The sequence below is a fragment of the Bradyrhizobium roseum genome (assembly GCF_030413175.1).
In the GTDB taxonomy this organism is placed as follows: domain Bacteria; phylum Pseudomonadota; class Alphaproteobacteria; order Rhizobiales; family Xanthobacteraceae; genus Bradyrhizobium; species Bradyrhizobium roseum.
In genome coordinates this window covers 1923819-1938752 of sequence record NZ_CP129212.1, presented here as the reverse complement: position 1 = coordinate 1938752, position 14934 = coordinate 1923819, and the positions used below count along the sequence as shown (strand labels likewise).

Below are 14934 nucleotides of genomic sequence, written 5' to 3'. Positions count from 1 at the left end.
GGATGCGCTATCCGTTCATTCGGTCGCGCCGCCTCCTGTCCTGCCCTTTCGTATGAAAGCATGGGACAAGATGATGAGCGTTTCGCTGCATGTCTGCATCACCTGCAAAGCCGGAGAAACGGTGCCCGATGGCGCGGCCTGTCCGGGCGCACGGCTGCACGCCGCGCTGATAGCGGCCGGCGCGCCCGAGGCGGTGCAGATCGTGCCGGTGGAATGTCTTTCCGCCTGCTCGCAGGGATGCTCGGTTGCACTGAGCGCGCCGGGCCGCTGGTCCTACGTCTACGGCAGGCTGTCGGAAAACGACGCACCCGAAATTCTGTCCGGCGCCGCCGCCTATGCGAACGCGCCCGACGGCCTCGTGCCCTGGCGCGAACGCCCGACAATCTTCCGCAAACAAAGCCTTGCCCGCATTCCGCCGATGGTGCTGGCATGAACGATCTCGCCAAAACACCCGTCACCGTGATCACCGGTTTTCTCGGTTCCGGAAAAACCACGCTGATCCGTCATCTGATGCGTAATCCCGGCGGCAAGCGGCTGGCGATTCTCGTCAACGAGTTCGGCACGCTCGGCGTCGACGGCGATATCCTGAAATCCTGCGCCGACGAAAACTGCCCGGTCGAGAATATCGTCGAGCTCGCCAACGGCTGTATCTGCTGCACGGTGGCCGACGATTTCATCCCGACGATCGAGGCGCTGATGGCGATGCCGCAGCGGCCCGATCACATCCTGATCGAGACCTCCGGACTGGCGCTGCCAAAACCGCTGTTGAAGGCGTTCGACTGGCCCGCGATCCGCTCGCGCATCACGGTCGACGGCGTGATCACGCTCGCCGATGCCGAAGCGGTGGCGGCAGGACGCTTTGCGCCCGACCCCGATGCGATCGCCGCGCAGCGCGCTTCCGACGACAGCATCGACCATGAGACGCCGCTGTCGGAAGTGTTCGAGGACCAGGTGGCCTGCGCCGACATCGTGCTGTTGTCGAAGGCCGATCTCGCCGGCGACGCCGGTCTGGCCGCCGCGCGTTCGATCATCTCGGCGGAATCGCCGCGCGCAGTGCCGATGCTGGCGATGACGGATGGCATCATCGATCCCCGAATCATCCTCGGTCTCAACAGCGCCGCCGAAAACGATATCGCCGCCCGCCCCTCGCATCACGACGGCGAGGACGATCACGAGCATGATGATTTCGACAGCGTCTCGGTCAGCCTGCCGGAGACGGTTGATCCGGACGTGCTGGCCGAATCCATCCGCCGGCTCGCGCGCGAACAGAATATTTTGCGCGTGAAGGGCTATGTCGCCGTCAAGGGCAAGCCGATGCGGCTGCTGGTGCAGGCCGTCGGCGAACGGGTGCGCAGCCAGTTCGATCGGCCGTGGGGCGACACGCCCCGGACGTCGCAACTCGTCGTCATTGCCGAACGCCGCCACATCGATCGCGCTGCCATCGAGGCAACGCTGGGGGTCTGACCGGGCATGCATGGCGGCTACCGCGACAGTTGCGCGCTCGACGAGACGGCGACCGCCTACGATCTCGGGCAGACGCCTGCGGATCTGGTCGCTTTGTCGTTTTCCGACAGCGATCTCGGCGCGTTCGCGGCCGGCTGGCATCGCGCCAACGGCACATTGCCGACGCTACGACTGGCCAATCTGGTCGCGCTGCGCCATCCGATGTCGGTCGACACTTACATTGACGCGACGCTTTCAGACGCCAGGGGGATCCTGATCCGCCTGATCGGCGGCGAAAGCTACTGGCCCTACGGCCTCAACCAGGTGGGCGATCTCGCGCGACAGCGGGGCATCGCCCTCGCGGTGCTGCCGGGCGACGGGCGTGAAGACATCCGGCTCGACGCATTCTCGACCCTGCCGGTCTCGACCTTGCGGCGGCTTTCCGCGCTTTGCGATGCCGGCGGCGCGGTGGCGGCGCAGGCTGCTCTCGCACAATTGGCGCTGGCCGCCGGGCTCTATGCCGGTCCGGTGCAAGGCGAAAAAATCATTCCCGATTACGGCTGGTACGATCCCGCACGTGGTGTCGTCACCGAACCGGCGTCATCCGGCGGCGCGCTGATCGTCGTAACCTTCTATCGTTCCTATCTGACCGCGGCCGATACCGGACCGGTCGATGCGCTGATCGACGCGTTCCAGTCGCGCGGGTTCGGGGCGATCGGACTGTTCGTGCCCTCGCTGAAAGCGCCCGGCGCCAGCGAATGGACACGCGACGCGCTTCGCAAACGGGCCCCCGCCGCCATCGTCAACGCCACCGCCTTCTCCGCGCGCGGCAATGACGGCACATCGCCGCTCGATGTATCAGGCTGCCCGGTGTTTCAGGTCGCGCTGTCGACGGCGCGCAAACGCGACTGGGCTGCATCGGAGCGCGGATTGTCTGCCGCCGACCTTGCCATGCATGTGGTGCTGCCAGAACTCGACGGGCGCATCTTTGCCGGCGTCACCAGCTTCAAATCGCCGGGCAAGCGCGATGCGGATCTGCAGTATTCCCGCTTCGTCCATCGCGCCGACAGCGCGCGTATCGAAGCGGTCGCCGATCGCGTGGCCGGCTGGCATCGGCTGGCTTCGACGCCGGCGCCGTCACGCAAGCTGGCGCTCGTGCTCTCGACCTATCCCGGACGTGCGGACCAGATGGCGCACGCGGTAGGGCTCGATGCGCTGGCTTCGGCTGAATCAATTTTGTCCGATCTCGCCAGCGACGGTTATTCGGTCAGCGAAGGCCTGCCGCTGACGTCGGAACTGTCATCGCAAATGCGGGCCTGGCCGGTGGATGCGTATCGCACCGCGCTTGCCCGCCTTCCCGAGCCGTTGCAAACCGCGCTGGCCGCCGCCTGGGGCGAGCCGGAAGCCGATCCCTCGGTGCGCGACGGCGCATTCCATTTCGCCGCGCTCCATCGCGGCCATGCGCTGGTTGCACTGCAGCCCGAACGCGGCGACGTGTCGTCGCGTGATGCCGACTACCATGACCTCGCGCGCACGCCGCCGCATGGCTATGTCGCTTTTTATCTCTGGCTGCGCGCGCAACAGGTCGACGCGCTGGTGCATATCGGGGCGCATGGCACGCTGGAATGGCTGCCGGGAAAATCGGTCGCCCTGTCGGAAAACTGCTGGCCGGAAGCGCTGACGGCAGGACTGCCGGTGATCTACCCCTTCATCGTCAACGACCCCGGCGAATCCGCGCAGGCCAAACGCCGGATCGGCGCCGTGACGTTGGGACATCTGCCGCCGCCGCAAATCGCCAGTGCGATCCCTGCAGGCCTGCTGCGGCTGGAGCAATTGCTCGACGAGTATTCGACGGCGGATGGACTGGACCCCGCGCGCCGCGTCCGGCTGGCCGCCACGATCCGCGCCGAGGCGCAATCCGCGGGCGTCGAGCGGGACCTTGGTCTCACCGGGACCTCAACGGCGGCCGAAGCGATCACGCGGATCGACCGCTTTGTATGCGACATCAAGGCGAGCCAGTTCGGCGATGGCCTTCATGTCTACGGGCAAGGCGCCGGCGAGCGCGAAGGCCTGCTCACAGCACTCGCCGGGCGGCTGGTCGCCGCGGGACCGTCCGGTTCACCGGCGCGTGGCCGATCGGACGTGCTGCCGACCGGACGCAACATGTTCTCGGTGGATCCGCGCGCGGTGCCGTCGCGCTCGGCCCATGCGCAAGGCGTCAAACTCGCCGAGGAATTGCTGCGCCGTCATTTGCAGGATCATGGCGACTGGCCGCGATCGCTGGTGATCGATCTCTGGGGTTCGGCGACGATGCGGACCGCGGGCGAGGAATTTGCGATGGCGCTGCATCTGGCCGGTCTCGCGCCGCGCTGGGACGCCAGGTCCGAACGGGTCAGCGGCATCGAGGTGGTGCCGATGGCATTGCTGGGACGGCCGCGCATCGACGTGACGTTGCGGGTATCCGGCCTGTTTCGCGACGTGTTTCCAAATCTGCCGCAATTGTTCGAGGCCGGCGCCATGGCGCTGGCTGGCGACGGCGAACCCGACGACGGCAATCCCTATGCGACGCTGTCGCCGCGCGTGTTCGGGCCACGACCCGGACTTTACGGTCTGGCTATGGGCGCCGCACTTGAAGACTACAGCGCCGAGGGCCGCGCCACGCTGGGCGAAGCCTGGCTCGCCGGATCGGAATGGGCGATCGACGCGCAGGGAAACAGTCACCGGGATCGCGCCGCGCTGGAAACCCGCGTGCTCGCGGCCGATGGCTTTGCCCATGTGCAGGATCTCGCCGAGAGCGATCTGCTGCTGGCATCCGACTACGCAACCCATGAAGGCGGCTTTGCCGCCGCCGTCGCGCGGCTGGGCGGCAAAGCCCCCCCACTCTATCACCTCGACACGACGCGGCCCGATGCGCCGCGATCGCGTACCCTGCCGGAAGAAATCGCCCGCGTAGTCCGCGCCCGCGCCGCCAATCCGGCCTGGGCCAGCGGCATGATGCGTCACGGCTTTCGCGGCGCCGCCGAACTCACCATGACGCTCGATAACCTCGCCGCCTTCGCGCACCTGACCCGCGACGTCCCCCACCATCTGTTCGACCTCTATTACGACGCGACCCTGGGCCGGTCTGACCTGGTGGATTTCATGGCGCGCGCGAATCCGGCGGCGCTCGCTGCGATGCGCGCGCGGTTCGCCGCGCTGCGTGAAGCCGGCCTGTGGTCGACCCGGCGCAACTCGATTGCGATGCAATTGGGAGCCGCCGATGGCTGAACCCGTCATCCAGGGCTGGTGTCCAGGCGCGTTGCGCCCGATGCCGTCGGGCGACGGCTGGGTTATTCGCGTGCGTCCGCCCGGCGGGCGACTGACCCCGCAGCAGGCCCGCGAGATCGCACGCCTCGCGCGCACCCACGGCAATGGCGTGATCGATCTCTCCTCGCGCGCGAACATTCACCTGCGTGGCGTCACCGAACGGAGCCATGTGCCGCTGATCGAGGGCCTCGATGCCTTGGGGCTGATCGACGACAACCCCGAGGCCGAGGAACGCCGCAACATCGTGCTGTCGCCGTTCTGGTCGGCGAACGACGGCAGCGTCGAACTGGCGACGGCACTGGCGAAATCACTGACCGCACCGGACACCCCGCAGCTGCCGGCCAAATTCGGCTTTGCCGTCGATTGCGGACCGCGGCCGGTTCTGACTCACGTGTCGGCTGACATCCGGCTCGAGCGCGACGCCAATGGCGGATTGATCTGCCGCGCCGATGGCGCCGCGAAGGCTGCGCGCGTATCGGCGGCAAACGCTGTCAGCACCATGCTGGCGCTGGCCGACTGGTTTATACGATCGGGTGGGGTTGCCGGCGAGCGCGGCCGAATGGCGGCGCATCTGGCGCGCGGCGCAGCGCTGCCGGAAATCTTCAGCGAAGTCCCTGCCCCATCGGCGGCATCGTTCTCTCCCGAGCCGGGTCCAGTCGCCCAAGGCGTGATGGTCGGTTTCGCGTTCGGCCAGGTGCCGGCCGAGCTGCTCGACGCGCTTTCGGAACATGGCGCGCTGCGCGTGACGCCGTGGCGGATGCTGTTGATCGAAGATATCGGCGCCATGCCCGATCTGCCCGGCCTGATCACGCGCCCGCACGATCCGATGCTGCGCGTGATGGCCTGCACCGGTGCACCCGGATGCCTGCAGGCCGCCCAGCCGACCCGCGCGCTGGCAAGCGCGCTGGCGCCTCATCTGCCCGATGGCGCGATCCTCCACGTATCTGGCTGCGCGAAGGGCTGCGCACATCCACGCCCCGCGGCCTTCACGCTGACGGCGCACGCCGAAGGTTTTGACCTGATCCGCGATGGCCACGCGCGGGACCTGCCATTGCACCGGGGAATGACGGCCGAGCGTCTCGCCGCCCACCCCGCCATCCTGCGCGAGGCGCTGTGATGCCGCACGCCTATGAAACCGACGGCGCCGCGATCTACCGCAAATCCTTCGCCACGATCCGGGCGGAAGCCGATCTCGGCCGCTTCACCGCGGAAGAAGAAATCGTGGTGGTTCGCATGATCCATGCCGCCGGGATGGTCGGGCTGGAGCAGCACGTCCGCTTTTCACCCGGCATGGCATTGGCAGCACGCGCGGCACTGGAAGCCGGCGCGCCGATCCTGTGCGACGCGCGCATGGTGAGCGAGGGCATCACACGCCCGCGGCTGCCGGCCAACAACGAAGTGATTTGCACGCTGCATGATGCTGCCGTGCCCGAATTGGCGCTCAAGCTCGGCAATACGCGCTCGGCTGCGGCGATCGAACTGTGGCGGCCGCATCTAAAGGGCGCCATCGTCGCGATCGGCAACGCGCCGACCGCCTTGTTTCACTTGCTCAACATGCTGGAAGACGGCACCTGCCCGCGCCCGGCAGCGATCATTGGCTGCCCGGTGGGCTTCGTCGGCGCCGCTGAATCGAAGGCGGCGTTGATCGATGCGCCGCCGGCGCCATCGCTGATTGTCGCGGGTCGGCTCGGCGGGTCCGCGATCACCGTCGCCGCCGTCAACGCGCTCGCCAGCCGGAAGGAATAGATCTTGGGCAAGATCATCTGCACCGGCCTTGGCCCCGGCGATCCCGACCTGATCAGCGTCCGGTCAGACCGGCTGATCCGCGCCGCTCGCCATGTCGCGTATTTCCGCAAGGCCGGCCGGCGCGGTCAGGCGCGCCGCATCGTCGAGGGCATGCTGGCGCCGGAGGTGAGGGAATATCCGATGGAGTATCCGGTCACGACCGAACTGCCGTTCGGCAGCGCCGAATACAATCAGTTGCTGGCATCATTCTACGACGACTGGGCGGGCCGGCTTGCGGATCTCGCCACGACGAACGATGTCGTCGTGCTCTGCGAGGGTGACCCGCTGTTCTACGGCTCGTTCATGCATCTGCAAACCCGGCTGCAAGGCCGCGTCGAGACCGAGATCGTGCCTGGCATCAACGGCATGACCGGCTGCTGGAACGCAACCGGAATTCCGATCACCTGGGGCGACGATGTCCTTGCCGTGCTGATGGGCACGCTGCCGGAAGATGACCTGCTGCGCCACATGCAAAGTGCCGACGCGCTGGTCGTGATGAAGACCGGGCGCCATCTGCCGAAAGTGCGCCGCGCGCTCGAGCGCGCAGGCAGGCTTGATGACGCGTGGCTGGTCGAGCGCGGCACCATGCCGGGCCAGCGCGTGATGCGGCTCGCCGAAAGCGAAACCGGCGAATGCCCCTACTTCGCAACCATCCTGGTCCACGGCCACGGCCGCCGCCCGGAGCTGGAGGAATGACCGGCTCGCTGGTGGTCGCGGGCCTCGGCCCCGGGGATTCCGCGCTCATGACCCCGGAGGTCGCCGCGGCGTTGGCCGCTGCAACCGACGTCGTCGGCTATATTCCCTATGTCGCACGCGTGGCGCCGCGCGAGGGCCTGACGTTGCACACCTCCGACAACCGCGCCGAGTTGCAACGGGCGAACGACGCGCTTGAGCTGGCCGCCGCCGGGCGGCGCGTGGTGATCGTATCTTCAGGCGACCCCGGCGTGTTCGCGATGGCGTCAGCCGTGTTCGAAGCGCTGGAAAAATTGCCCGCGTTGCACCATCTCGACATTCGCGTGCTGCCCGGCATCACCGCGATGCTGGCCGCCGCCGCCCGCGCCGGCGCACCGCTCGGCCATGATTTTTGTGCGATCAACTTAAGCGACAATCTCAAACCCTGGGCGCTGGTGGAGCGGCGGCTTCGGCTCGCCGCGGAAGCCGACTTTGCGATGGCGTTCTACAATCCGCGCTCGGCCGCACGCCCGCATCAATTCGCTCGCACGCTAGAGATCCTGCGCGAGGCCTGCGGTTCCGGTCGGCTGATCACCTTTGCGCACGCCGTGACGACGCCCGAGGAACGCATCGAGACGGTGACGCTGGCCGAAGCGCAGGCGGAAATGGCCGACATGCGCACCGTCGTGCTGCTCGGCAATTCCGCGACCCGCCGCGTCGGACGTTACATCTACACGCCGAGGCACGCCGATTGAGTGAGCCAGCGCATGATCTCGCCTACGTTCTGCGCCGTCCTGCGCGCTGGCAGGCCGGGCCGGTCAATCATGATGACCGGCAGCCCGAGCATTCGCGCGGCATCGAGCTTGGCTTTTGCCCCTTCGCCGCCGGCATTTCTGGCGACGATATGCGTGATGCGATGATCGCGCAGCAGCGCAAGATCGCCCTCGATCGTGAATGGCCCGCGCGCCAGCACGATCTCGGCGTCCGGCAGCGGCAGTGCCACGGGCGCATCGACCAGCCGCAGCAAATAGAAGTGCCGCGGCTGCGCCGCGAACGGCGCGAGATGTTGCCTGCCGATGGCGAGGAAAATTCGCGCGGGATGATCCGGCAATGCGGCCGCCGCGTCCGCGAGCGTCGCGACACGCTGCCATTTGTCGCCGGGTCCTTCCACCCATGGCTCGCGCAGATATGCAATCAACGGCGTGTTGGTTTTCGCGCAAGCATCGACGGCGTTTCGGCTGATCTGGCCGGCGAACGGATGCGTCGCGTCGATCACGTGGGTAATCTCTTCGTGCCGCAGATATTCGGCGAGCCCGTCGACGCCGCCAAAGCCGCCGACCCGCGTCCGCAAGGGTTGCGCCACCGGCGTCGCGGTCCGACCGGCATAGGAGTAGACGCCCGCAATGCCGGCCGTCGCAAGCTCGCGGCCGATCAGGCTGGCTTCCGTCGTGCCGCCGAGGAGAAGGACGCGCATCATGTCTGACTCCCCGGTTCGCTCGGCGGCCGCCCCCTGGCTTTCGATCATCGGCATCGGCGAGGATGGCCTTACGGGTTTGTCGCCATCAAGTCGAGATGCGCTGGCGAAAGCGGAGGTCGTCTTTGGCGGGCCGCGCCACCTCCGACTTGCCGAGGTCGAGGCGCGCAGCCGCCCTTGGCCCGTCCCGTTTTCGGTCGACCCGGTGCTGGAATGCCGTGGCCGAAAGGTCGCCGTCCTGGCGTCGGGCGATCCGTTCTGGTACGGTGCGGGCGGCAGCCTCGCCGCGCACCTGGCGCCCGGCGAATGGATCGCCTTTCCCGCGGCTTCCACCTTTTCGCTCGCCGCAGCAAGGCTGGGCTGGCGGCTCGAAGACGTCGCCTGCCTCGGCCTCCACGCCGCACCGTTCGAAACATTGCTGCCGTATATGGCGCCGTCGCGTCGGGCGATCTGTCTGCTCCGTGACGGCCACGCAGCCCGCGATCTGGCGGCATGGCTGACCAAGCAAGGATTTGGCGCTTCATCGCTGTGCGTGATGGAATCGCTGGGCGGCCCCGGCGAACGAATTCGTACGATACGGGCTGCGGACTATGCGTTCGCCGAGGTCGCCGCCCCGGTCGCGGTCGCGATGTCGGCGGCAGGCGCCGCGGGGCTGCCGCGAACATCCGGGTTGCCGGACGATGCCTTCGTCCATGATGGGCAGATCACCAGGCGGCCGACGCGGGCGCTGACGCTGTCGGCGCTGGCGCCGCGGCCGGGCGAAATCTTGTGGGACATCGGCGCGGGATCCGGATCGATCTCGGTGGAATGGTGCCTCGCCGGCGGCCGTGCGTTTGCGATCGAGACGCGATCCGATCGCGCTGCCAACATTCGAACCAATGCGGCAGCGTTCGGCGTCGCGCATGCCCTCACCGTTGTGGAAGGCAAGGCTCCGGTAGCCCTCGCACAACTGCCGCCGCCGAATGCGGTCTTCGTCGGCGGCGGCCACGCGCAGGCGCTGTTCGATGCGCTGTGGGCGATGATCCCTGTGGGAACGCGGCTGGTGATCAACGCAGTGACGCTGGAAACCGAAGCGCTGCTGCTGGCAGGGCAAAGCCGTCACGGCGGCGAACTGCTACGCATCGAGCTGGCGCAGGCACGCCCCTTGGGAAACATGCGCGGCTGGGTACCCTCGCGTCCGCTGGTGCAGTGGAGCGTGGTGCGATGAAAGTTGCCGGCATCGGTTTTCGTGAAGCGGCCGGTATCGACTCGCTGCGCAGCGCGCTGACATCGGCCGGCGGGGCCGACGGCGTGATCGCGCTGGCTACCGCCGCCGGTAAAGCTGAAGCGAAGGCTCTGGTCGCGCTCGCCGCGGAATTGCGCCTGCCGATCCGGGCGATCGCACCGGGCGCGCTGGCAGCGGTTGAAACCGAAACCTGGTCGGAGCGGGTCGCCGCCCGTTTCGGCATCGGCAGCCTTGCCGAGGCCGCCGCGCTGGCAGCCGCCGGGCCCGCGGCACGGCTGCTCGGCCCCCGCGCCGTGTCGGCCGACGGGATGGCGACGGCGGCGATCGCGGAAGGAGACGGTCCATGACGGTGCATTTCATCGGCGCCGGTCCCGGTGCGCCTGATCTCATCACGCTGCGCGGCCGCGACCTGATTGCGTCGTCGCCGGTGTGCCTTTTTGCCGGATCGCTGGTGCCGAAGGCGCTGCTGAGCCACTGCCCGGCCGGCGCCAAGATCGTCGACACCGCGCCGATGTCGCTCGACACGATCATCGCGGAGATCGCAGCCGCCCACGCCGCGGGGCATGACGTGGCGCGGCTGCATTCCGGCGATTTGTCGGTCTGGTCGGCAATGGGCGAGCAGTTGCGCCGGCTGCGCGCGCTGAACATTCCCTATGACGTCACGCCCGGGGTGCCGTCCTTTGCCGCAGCGGCCGCGGCCCTCGGCGCCGAACTCACGTTGCCCGGCGTGGCGCAGTCGGTGGTGCTGACGCGCACCTCGGGCCGCGCCTCGGCGGTGCCGGAGCGCGAAACCCTCGCGGCCTTTGCCGCCACCGGCGCGACGCTGGCGATCCATCTGTCCGTGCACGTGCTGGACAAGGTCGTTTCAGAACTCACGCCGCATTACGGCGCCGACTGTCCCGTCGCCGTCGTCTGGCGCGCGAGCTGGCCCGACCAGCGCATCGTCATCGCAACGCTCGCAACACTCGACGCTGCCGTGGCCGGCATCATGGAGCGCACCGCGCTGATTCTGGTTGGGCGCGCCATCGGCGCGCAGGATTTCGACGAAAGCCGGCTTTATGCCGGCGACTACGACCGCCGCTTTCGTCCCGTCGGCATCGATCCACGTTTTCCGGAGGGCGCGTGATCCCGCCTGGCCTCGTCATTTCCGCGCCCGCGTCGGGGACGGGCAAGACCACCTTGATGCTGGGCCTGCTGGCGGCGTTTCGCGCGCAGGGAATTTCCGTGCAGCCGTTCAAGTGCGGCCCCGACTACATCGACCCGGCGTTCCATGCCGCGGCGTCCGGGCGCGCTTCGCTCAACCTCGACAGCTGGGCGATGCAGCCGGCGCAGCTTTTCGCCTCGATGCAGGCGGCGGACGGCGCCGACCTGGTGCTGGCCGAGGGCTCGATGGGACTGTTCGACGGCGTAGCGTCGCGCGGCGAGACCGGAACCGGCGCCAGCGCCGACATCGCAGCGCTGGCGGGCTGGCCCGTGGTACTGGTGCTCGACGTGTCCGGCCAGGCACAATCGGCGGCGGCGGTCGCGCTCGGCTTTGCGACGCTGCGAAGAGACGTCGCGCTCGCGGGGGTCGTGCTCAATCGCGTGGCGAGCCCGCGCCACGAGGCGCTGGCGCGCGCCGGCATGGAAGCAGCCGGCATCCGCGTGCTCGGCGCGTTGCCGCGGCGGCCATCGGTGGCGTTGCCTGAGCGCCACCTCGGCCTCGTGCAGGCCGAGGAGCAACCTCGCCTTGCGCAGACGTTGACCGAGATGGCCGATTTCATCGCCGCGCATGTGGACCTGGCGGCGCTGCGCGCGATCGCGGCGCAGACGCCAACGGCGAACTCCGTCGGACTCCAAGACATCTCTCCGCCGGGCAACCGGATCGCGCTCGCGCGCGACACCGCGTTCTCCTTCATCTACCCGCATTTGCTGGCGGGATGGCGCGCGGCGGGCGCGGAAATTCTGCCGTTCTCGCCGTTGGCGGACCAAGCGCCGGACGCATCGGCCGATGCCTGCTGGCTACCGGGCGGCTATCCGGAGTTACACGCCGGACGACTGGCCGCCGCTTCCCGATTCCGTTCGGAACTCCAGAATTTCGCCGAGACCCGGCCGGTGCATGGCGAATGCGGGGGCTACATGGCGATGGGCGAAGGCCTGATCGACGCCTCGGGCGTGCGGCACGAAATGGCAGGACTTTTCAAGCTCACCACCTCGTTCGAGAAGCGGCGCATGCATCTCGGCTATCGCCTCGCGCGATTGGCCTCGCCGATTCCCGGTTACGGCGCCGGCGCCCGGTTGCGCGGGCATGAATTCCACTATGCCAGCATCCTCGAACATAACGACGCGCCGCTCGCGCAGGTCGTCGATGCCTCCGGCGCCGCCGTGCCGGAAACCGGATCAACCAGGAATTTCGACGGCGGCGGCCGCGCCACCGGTTCGTTCTTTCATCTGATCGCGGAGGCGACATGACCGGCTTTGTCTCGTTTGTCTCGTCCGGTCCCGGCGATCCCGAACTTCTGACGCTGAAGGCGGTGGCGCGGTTGCAGGCCGCCGACGCCGTGCTGTTCGACGACCTCTCATCCGGCCCCATTCTCGCCCATGTCCGCACCGGGGCCGATCTGGTGAGCGTCGGCAAGCGCGCCGGCCGCGTCTCGCCGCGCCAGCAGCATGTCAGCCGCCTCCTGGTCGATTATGCGAAGACGCATGCGAAGGTGGTGCGGTTGAAGTCCGGTGACGCTGGAGTTTTCGGCCGCTTGGAAGAGGAAATCGAGGCGCTGTCGGTGGCCGGCATCGGCTATGAAATCATTCCCGGCGTCACCTCGGCCTGTGCCGCGGCGGCCGCGGCCGGCATGCCGCTGACCCGGCGGCTGTTGTCGCGGCGCGTGCAATTCGTGACCGGCCATGACGTGACAGGTGCACTTCCCGAAGAACTGGATTTTGCGGCGCTGGCGGATCCGTCGGCCACAACCGCCGTCTTCATGGGCAAGCGCACCTTTCCTGAACTTGCGCGACGGCTGATCGCGGCGGGTTTGCCGGGAAACACGCCGGCCATGCTGGCCGAATCTGTCAGCCATCCCGACCAGCAACTGACGCGCACGACGGTGACCAAACTGGCCGACCTGATGGCGACCGAGAGCAGCAGCGCCCCCGCCGTGATCCTGTACGGCGCACTAGCAGCGGGCCGCCCTTGACTTGGCCGGAGGCCGGTGACAACGCTAGCGACGACGGTTCATCTCGGCCGAAACGCCGAGGCGACAAGAGGGAATGCGGTGAGGCGCAGCCATCAGGCGCCAAATCCGCGACTGCCCCCGCAACTGTAAGCGGCGAGCCGCCCCGGGAAATGCCACTGGTCCATCTCGGGCTGGGAAGGTCCGGAGCGGCGACAACCCGCAAGTCAGGAGACCTGCCGTCAGGTGCACGTTGCACCCGAACTACCTCGCTTAACCAACTGCCGTCGGGGAAGACGGCACGGAGGACTTCATGCATATCGAACCCGGTCTCGTCGACAGCAGCAAGATCGTACTGAGTTACGCGACGGCCGCAGCGGCAGGCGCCGTTGCCCTGAGAGCCGTCGTCCGGTCCATCGGCGAAAAGGGCCCGGTGTCGCTGCTCCTGCGCAGCGCGGTCGCAACCGTCTGCGTTTTCATCTTCTTCGAAGTGATGCCGCATTTTCCGGTCGGCGTATCCGAAGTGCACTTTATTCTGGGCTCGACATTGTTCCTGATCCTGGGCGCTGCGCCTTCGGCGATCGGGCTGGCGCTGGGCCTGCTGATCCAGGGCTTGTTCTTCTCGCCGACCGACCTGCCGCAATATGGCATGAACGTCACGACGCTGCTGGTTCCGCTGTTCGCGATTCACGCGCTGGCCGGCCGCGTGATTGCGCCCGGCACCGCCTATATCGACCTGAAATACAGCCAGGCGCTGACGCTCTCGACCGCTTATCAAGGCGGCGTCGTGGCCTGGGTGGCGTTCTGGGCGATCTATGGCGCCGGTCTCACGGCTGCGAACCTGTCCTCGGTCGCAGGTTTTGGCGCAGCCTACATGGCGGTCGTTCTGATCGAGCCGCTGGCCGATCTTGCGATCCTCGCCGCCGCCAAGTCGCTGCATGCACTGCGCGGCTCGCCACTGGTGACGCAACGGCTTTATCACGCGGCCTGATCTGCATCGTGAGAACCGGAGCGCGGCCGCGATGTCGGCCGCGTCTTCAATTGGAGGCAGATGATCGAGCTCCTTCTGGTGGGCATCGGCACCGGCAACCCCGAGCATCTGACGCTGCAAGCGATCCGGGCGCTCAATTCCGCCGACCTCGTTCTGATTCCGCGCAAGGGCGCGGACAAGGCTGATCTCGCCAACCTCCGCCGTTCGATCTGCGCCGAAGTCGTGACAAATCCCGCCACGCGGATCGTGGAATTCGACCTGCCGCTTCGTGATCGGACCAACGCGGATTATCGCTGCGGCGTCGATGACTGGCACGACGCCATTGCCGAGGTCTGGTCCGATACCATTCGATCCGAGGTCTCCGGCGACGGGTCGGTGGCGTTGCTGGTTTGGGGCGATCCGACGCTCTACGACAGCACGCTGCGCATTGCCTCGCGCTTGCAGCCCGCACCGAGCGTCCGGGTGATTCCAGGCATCACCTCGATCCATGCCCTGGCCGCGTCCCATGCGATCCCCCTCACCGATATCGGCGCGCCGTTTCTCGTCACAACCGGCCGCGCATTGCGCGACACCGGCTGGCCCGCCAGCGTCGATACGTTGGTGGTGATGCTCGATGGCGATTGTGCATTCCAGCACCTGGACCCCGCAGGCATTACGATCTGGTGGGGGGCCTATGTCGGTATGGCGGAAGAGATGACGCTTTCTGGTCCTCTCCTGGAGACAGCCCCACGAATCCTCGAGGCCCGTGGTCAGGCGCGCGAGAGGATCGGCTGGATCATGGACGTCTATATTCTGAGACGCGATAGCGCCTGATATCGCGCGCCAGCACGCGTTCCATGCCTCACAACGCCGCAAGTTCGAACCGCCCTCGCCCCCGCAAGCGGGAGCG

Annotated in this window: 15 protein-coding genes and 1 riboswitch; of the genes, 14 read left to right on the top strand and 1 reads right to left on the bottom strand. The window is 67.6% G+C overall.

Translation table 11 applies throughout. The features are described from left to right. Positions 1–73: 73 nt before the first annotated feature. From QUH67_RS09145 to cobJ, 7 genes are read left to right on the top strand one after another with little or no spacing between them, the layout of a single operon-like run. Positions 74–433 carry a DUF1636 domain-containing protein gene (locus tag QUH67_RS09145; RefSeq protein WP_300946349.1) on the top strand — a complete coding sequence of 120 codons (360 nt, stop codon included), beginning with the start codon at positions 74–76 and terminating at the stop codon, positions 431–433. Further along, positions 430–1464 (top strand): cobalamin biosynthesis protein CobW, encoded by a 1035-nt coding sequence (cobW, locus tag QUH67_RS09140; protein WP_300946348.1) that lies wholly within the window; start codon positions 430–432, stop codon positions 1462–1464. The genes QUH67_RS09145 and cobW overlap by 4 nt, the downstream gene beginning before the upstream one ends. Positions 1465–1470: 6 nt before the next feature. Then, positions 1471–4710, top strand: a complete 3240-nt coding sequence (gene cobN / locus QUH67_RS09135) for a cobaltochelatase subunit CobN (RefSeq protein ID WP_300946347.1) — start codon at positions 1471–1473, stop codon at positions 4708–4710. Next, positions 4703–5866, top strand: coding sequence for a precorrin-3B synthase (cobG, locus tag QUH67_RS09130; RefSeq protein ID WP_300946346.1), 1164 nt, complete (start codon positions 4703–4705; stop codon positions 5864–5866). The genes cobN and cobG overlap by 8 nt, the downstream gene beginning before the upstream one ends. Beyond that, entirely contained in the window at positions 5866–6495 is a 630-nt protein-coding gene (locus QUH67_RS09125) for a precorrin-8X methylmutase (protein WP_300946345.1), read from the top strand. Before cobG ends, QUH67_RS09125 begins: the two co-directional genes overlap by 1 nt. A 3-nt stretch (positions 6496–6498) precedes the next feature. Next, complete coding sequence (locus QUH67_RS09120; RefSeq protein WP_300946343.1) at positions 6499–7230, top strand: precorrin-2 C(20)-methyltransferase; 732 nt, start codon at positions 6499–6501, stop codon at positions 7228–7230. After that, positions 7227–7961, top strand: coding sequence for a precorrin-3B C(17)-methyltransferase (cobJ, locus tag QUH67_RS09115; RefSeq protein ID WP_300946342.1), 735 nt, complete (start codon positions 7227–7229; stop codon positions 7959–7961). The genes QUH67_RS09120 and cobJ overlap by 4 nt, the downstream gene beginning before the upstream one ends. On the opposite strand, the gene QUH67_RS09110 is transcribed toward cobJ, so the two are convergent. Beyond that, entirely contained in the window at positions 7937–8683 is a 747-nt protein-coding gene (locus tag QUH67_RS09110; RefSeq protein ID WP_300946341.1) for a cobalt-precorrin-6A reductase, read from the bottom strand. The genes cobJ and QUH67_RS09110 overlap by 25 nt on opposite strands. Here QUH67_RS09110 and cbiE point away from each other — a divergent pair. From cbiE to cobF, 7 genes are all read left to right on the top strand, one after another. Further along, entirely contained in the window at positions 8682–9887 is a 1206-nt protein-coding gene (cbiE, locus tag QUH67_RS09105) for a precorrin-6y C5,15-methyltransferase (decarboxylating) subunit CbiE (RefSeq protein WP_300946340.1), read from the top strand. The genes QUH67_RS09110 and cbiE overlap by 2 nt on opposite strands. Then, on the top strand, positions 9884–10252 hold the full coding sequence (locus QUH67_RS09100; protein ID WP_300946339.1) for a cobalamin biosynthesis protein: 369 nt from the start codon (positions 9884–9886) through the stop codon (positions 10250–10252). Before cbiE ends, QUH67_RS09100 begins: the two co-directional genes overlap by 4 nt. Continuing rightward, positions 10249–11031 carry a precorrin-4 C(11)-methyltransferase gene (gene cobM, locus QUH67_RS09095; protein WP_300946338.1) on the top strand — a complete coding sequence of 261 codons (783 nt, stop codon included), beginning with the start codon at positions 10249–10251 and terminating at the stop codon, positions 11029–11031. Before QUH67_RS09100 ends, cobM begins: the two co-directional genes overlap by 4 nt. Continuing rightward, complete coding sequence (locus QUH67_RS09090) at positions 11031–12356, top strand: cobyrinate a,c-diamide synthase (protein WP_300947983.1); 1326 nt, start codon at positions 11031–11033, stop codon at positions 12354–12356. The genes cobM and QUH67_RS09090 overlap by 1 nt, the downstream gene beginning before the upstream one ends. Beyond that, positions 12353–13078, top strand: coding sequence for a uroporphyrinogen-III C-methyltransferase (gene cobA / locus QUH67_RS09085; protein WP_300946337.1), 726 nt, complete (start codon positions 12353–12355; stop codon positions 13076–13078). The genes QUH67_RS09090 and cobA overlap by 4 nt, the downstream gene beginning before the upstream one ends. A gap of 18 nt (positions 13079–13096) precedes the next feature. Then, a riboswitch (cobalamin riboswitch) is annotated at positions 13097–13312 on the top strand. Positions 13313–13367: 55 nt separating this feature from the next. After that, positions 13368–14045, top strand: a complete 678-nt coding sequence (locus QUH67_RS09080) for an energy-coupling factor ABC transporter permease (protein WP_300946336.1) — start codon at positions 13368–13370, stop codon at positions 14043–14045. Between the two features lie 60 nt (positions 14046–14105). Continuing rightward, complete coding sequence (cobF, locus tag QUH67_RS09075; RefSeq protein ID WP_300946335.1) at positions 14106–14858, top strand: precorrin-6A synthase (deacetylating); 753 nt, start codon at positions 14106–14108, stop codon at positions 14856–14858. Positions 14859–14934 lie beyond the last annotated feature (76 nt).

What these genes read in the sequence shown, in the direction of transcription:
- QUH67_RS09145 (WP_300946349.1), top strand. Translation starts at nt 74, where the DNA reads ATGAGCGTTTCGCTGCATGTCTGCATCACCTGCAAAGCCGGAGAAACG.
- cobW (WP_300946348.1), top strand. Translation starts at nt 430, where the DNA reads ATGAACGATCTCGCCAAAACACCCGTCACCGTGATCACCGGTTTTCTC.
- cobN (WP_300946347.1), top strand. Translation starts at nt 1,471, where the DNA reads ATGCATGGCGGCTACCGCGACAGTTGCGCGCTCGACGAGACGGCGACC.
- cobG (WP_300946346.1), top strand. Translation starts at nt 4,703, where the DNA reads ATGGCTGAACCCGTCATCCAGGGCTGGTGTCCAGGCGCGTTGCGCCCG.
- QUH67_RS09125 (WP_300946345.1), top strand. Translation starts at nt 5,866, where the DNA reads ATGCCGCACGCCTATGAAACCGACGGCGCCGCGATCTACCGCAAATCC.
- cobJ (WP_300946342.1), top strand. Translation starts at nt 7,227, where the DNA reads ATGACCGGCTCGCTGGTGGTCGCGGGCCTCGGCCCCGGGGATTCCGCG.
- cbiE (WP_300946340.1), top strand. Translation starts at nt 8,682, where the DNA reads ATGTCTGACTCCCCGGTTCGCTCGGCGGCCGCCCCCTGGCTTTCGATC.
- QUH67_RS09110 (WP_300946341.1), bottom strand. Translation starts at nt 8,683, where the DNA reads ATGATGCGCGTCCTTCTCCTCGGCGGCACGACGGAAGCCAGCCTGATC.
- QUH67_RS09100 (WP_300946339.1), top strand. Translation starts at nt 9,884, where the DNA reads ATGAAAGTTGCCGGCATCGGTTTTCGTGAAGCGGCCGGTATCGACTCG.
- cobM (WP_300946338.1), top strand. Translation starts at nt 10,249, where the DNA reads ATGACGGTGCATTTCATCGGCGCCGGTCCCGGTGCGCCTGATCTCATC.
- cobA (WP_300946337.1), top strand. Translation starts at nt 12,353, where the DNA reads ATGACCGGCTTTGTCTCGTTTGTCTCGTCCGGTCCCGGCGATCCCGAA.
- QUH67_RS09080 (WP_300946336.1), top strand. Translation starts at nt 13,368, where the DNA reads ATGCATATCGAACCCGGTCTCGTCGACAGCAGCAAGATCGTACTGAGT.
- cobF (WP_300946335.1), top strand. Translation starts at nt 14,106, where the DNA reads ATGATCGAGCTCCTTCTGGTGGGCATCGGCACCGGCAACCCCGAGCAT.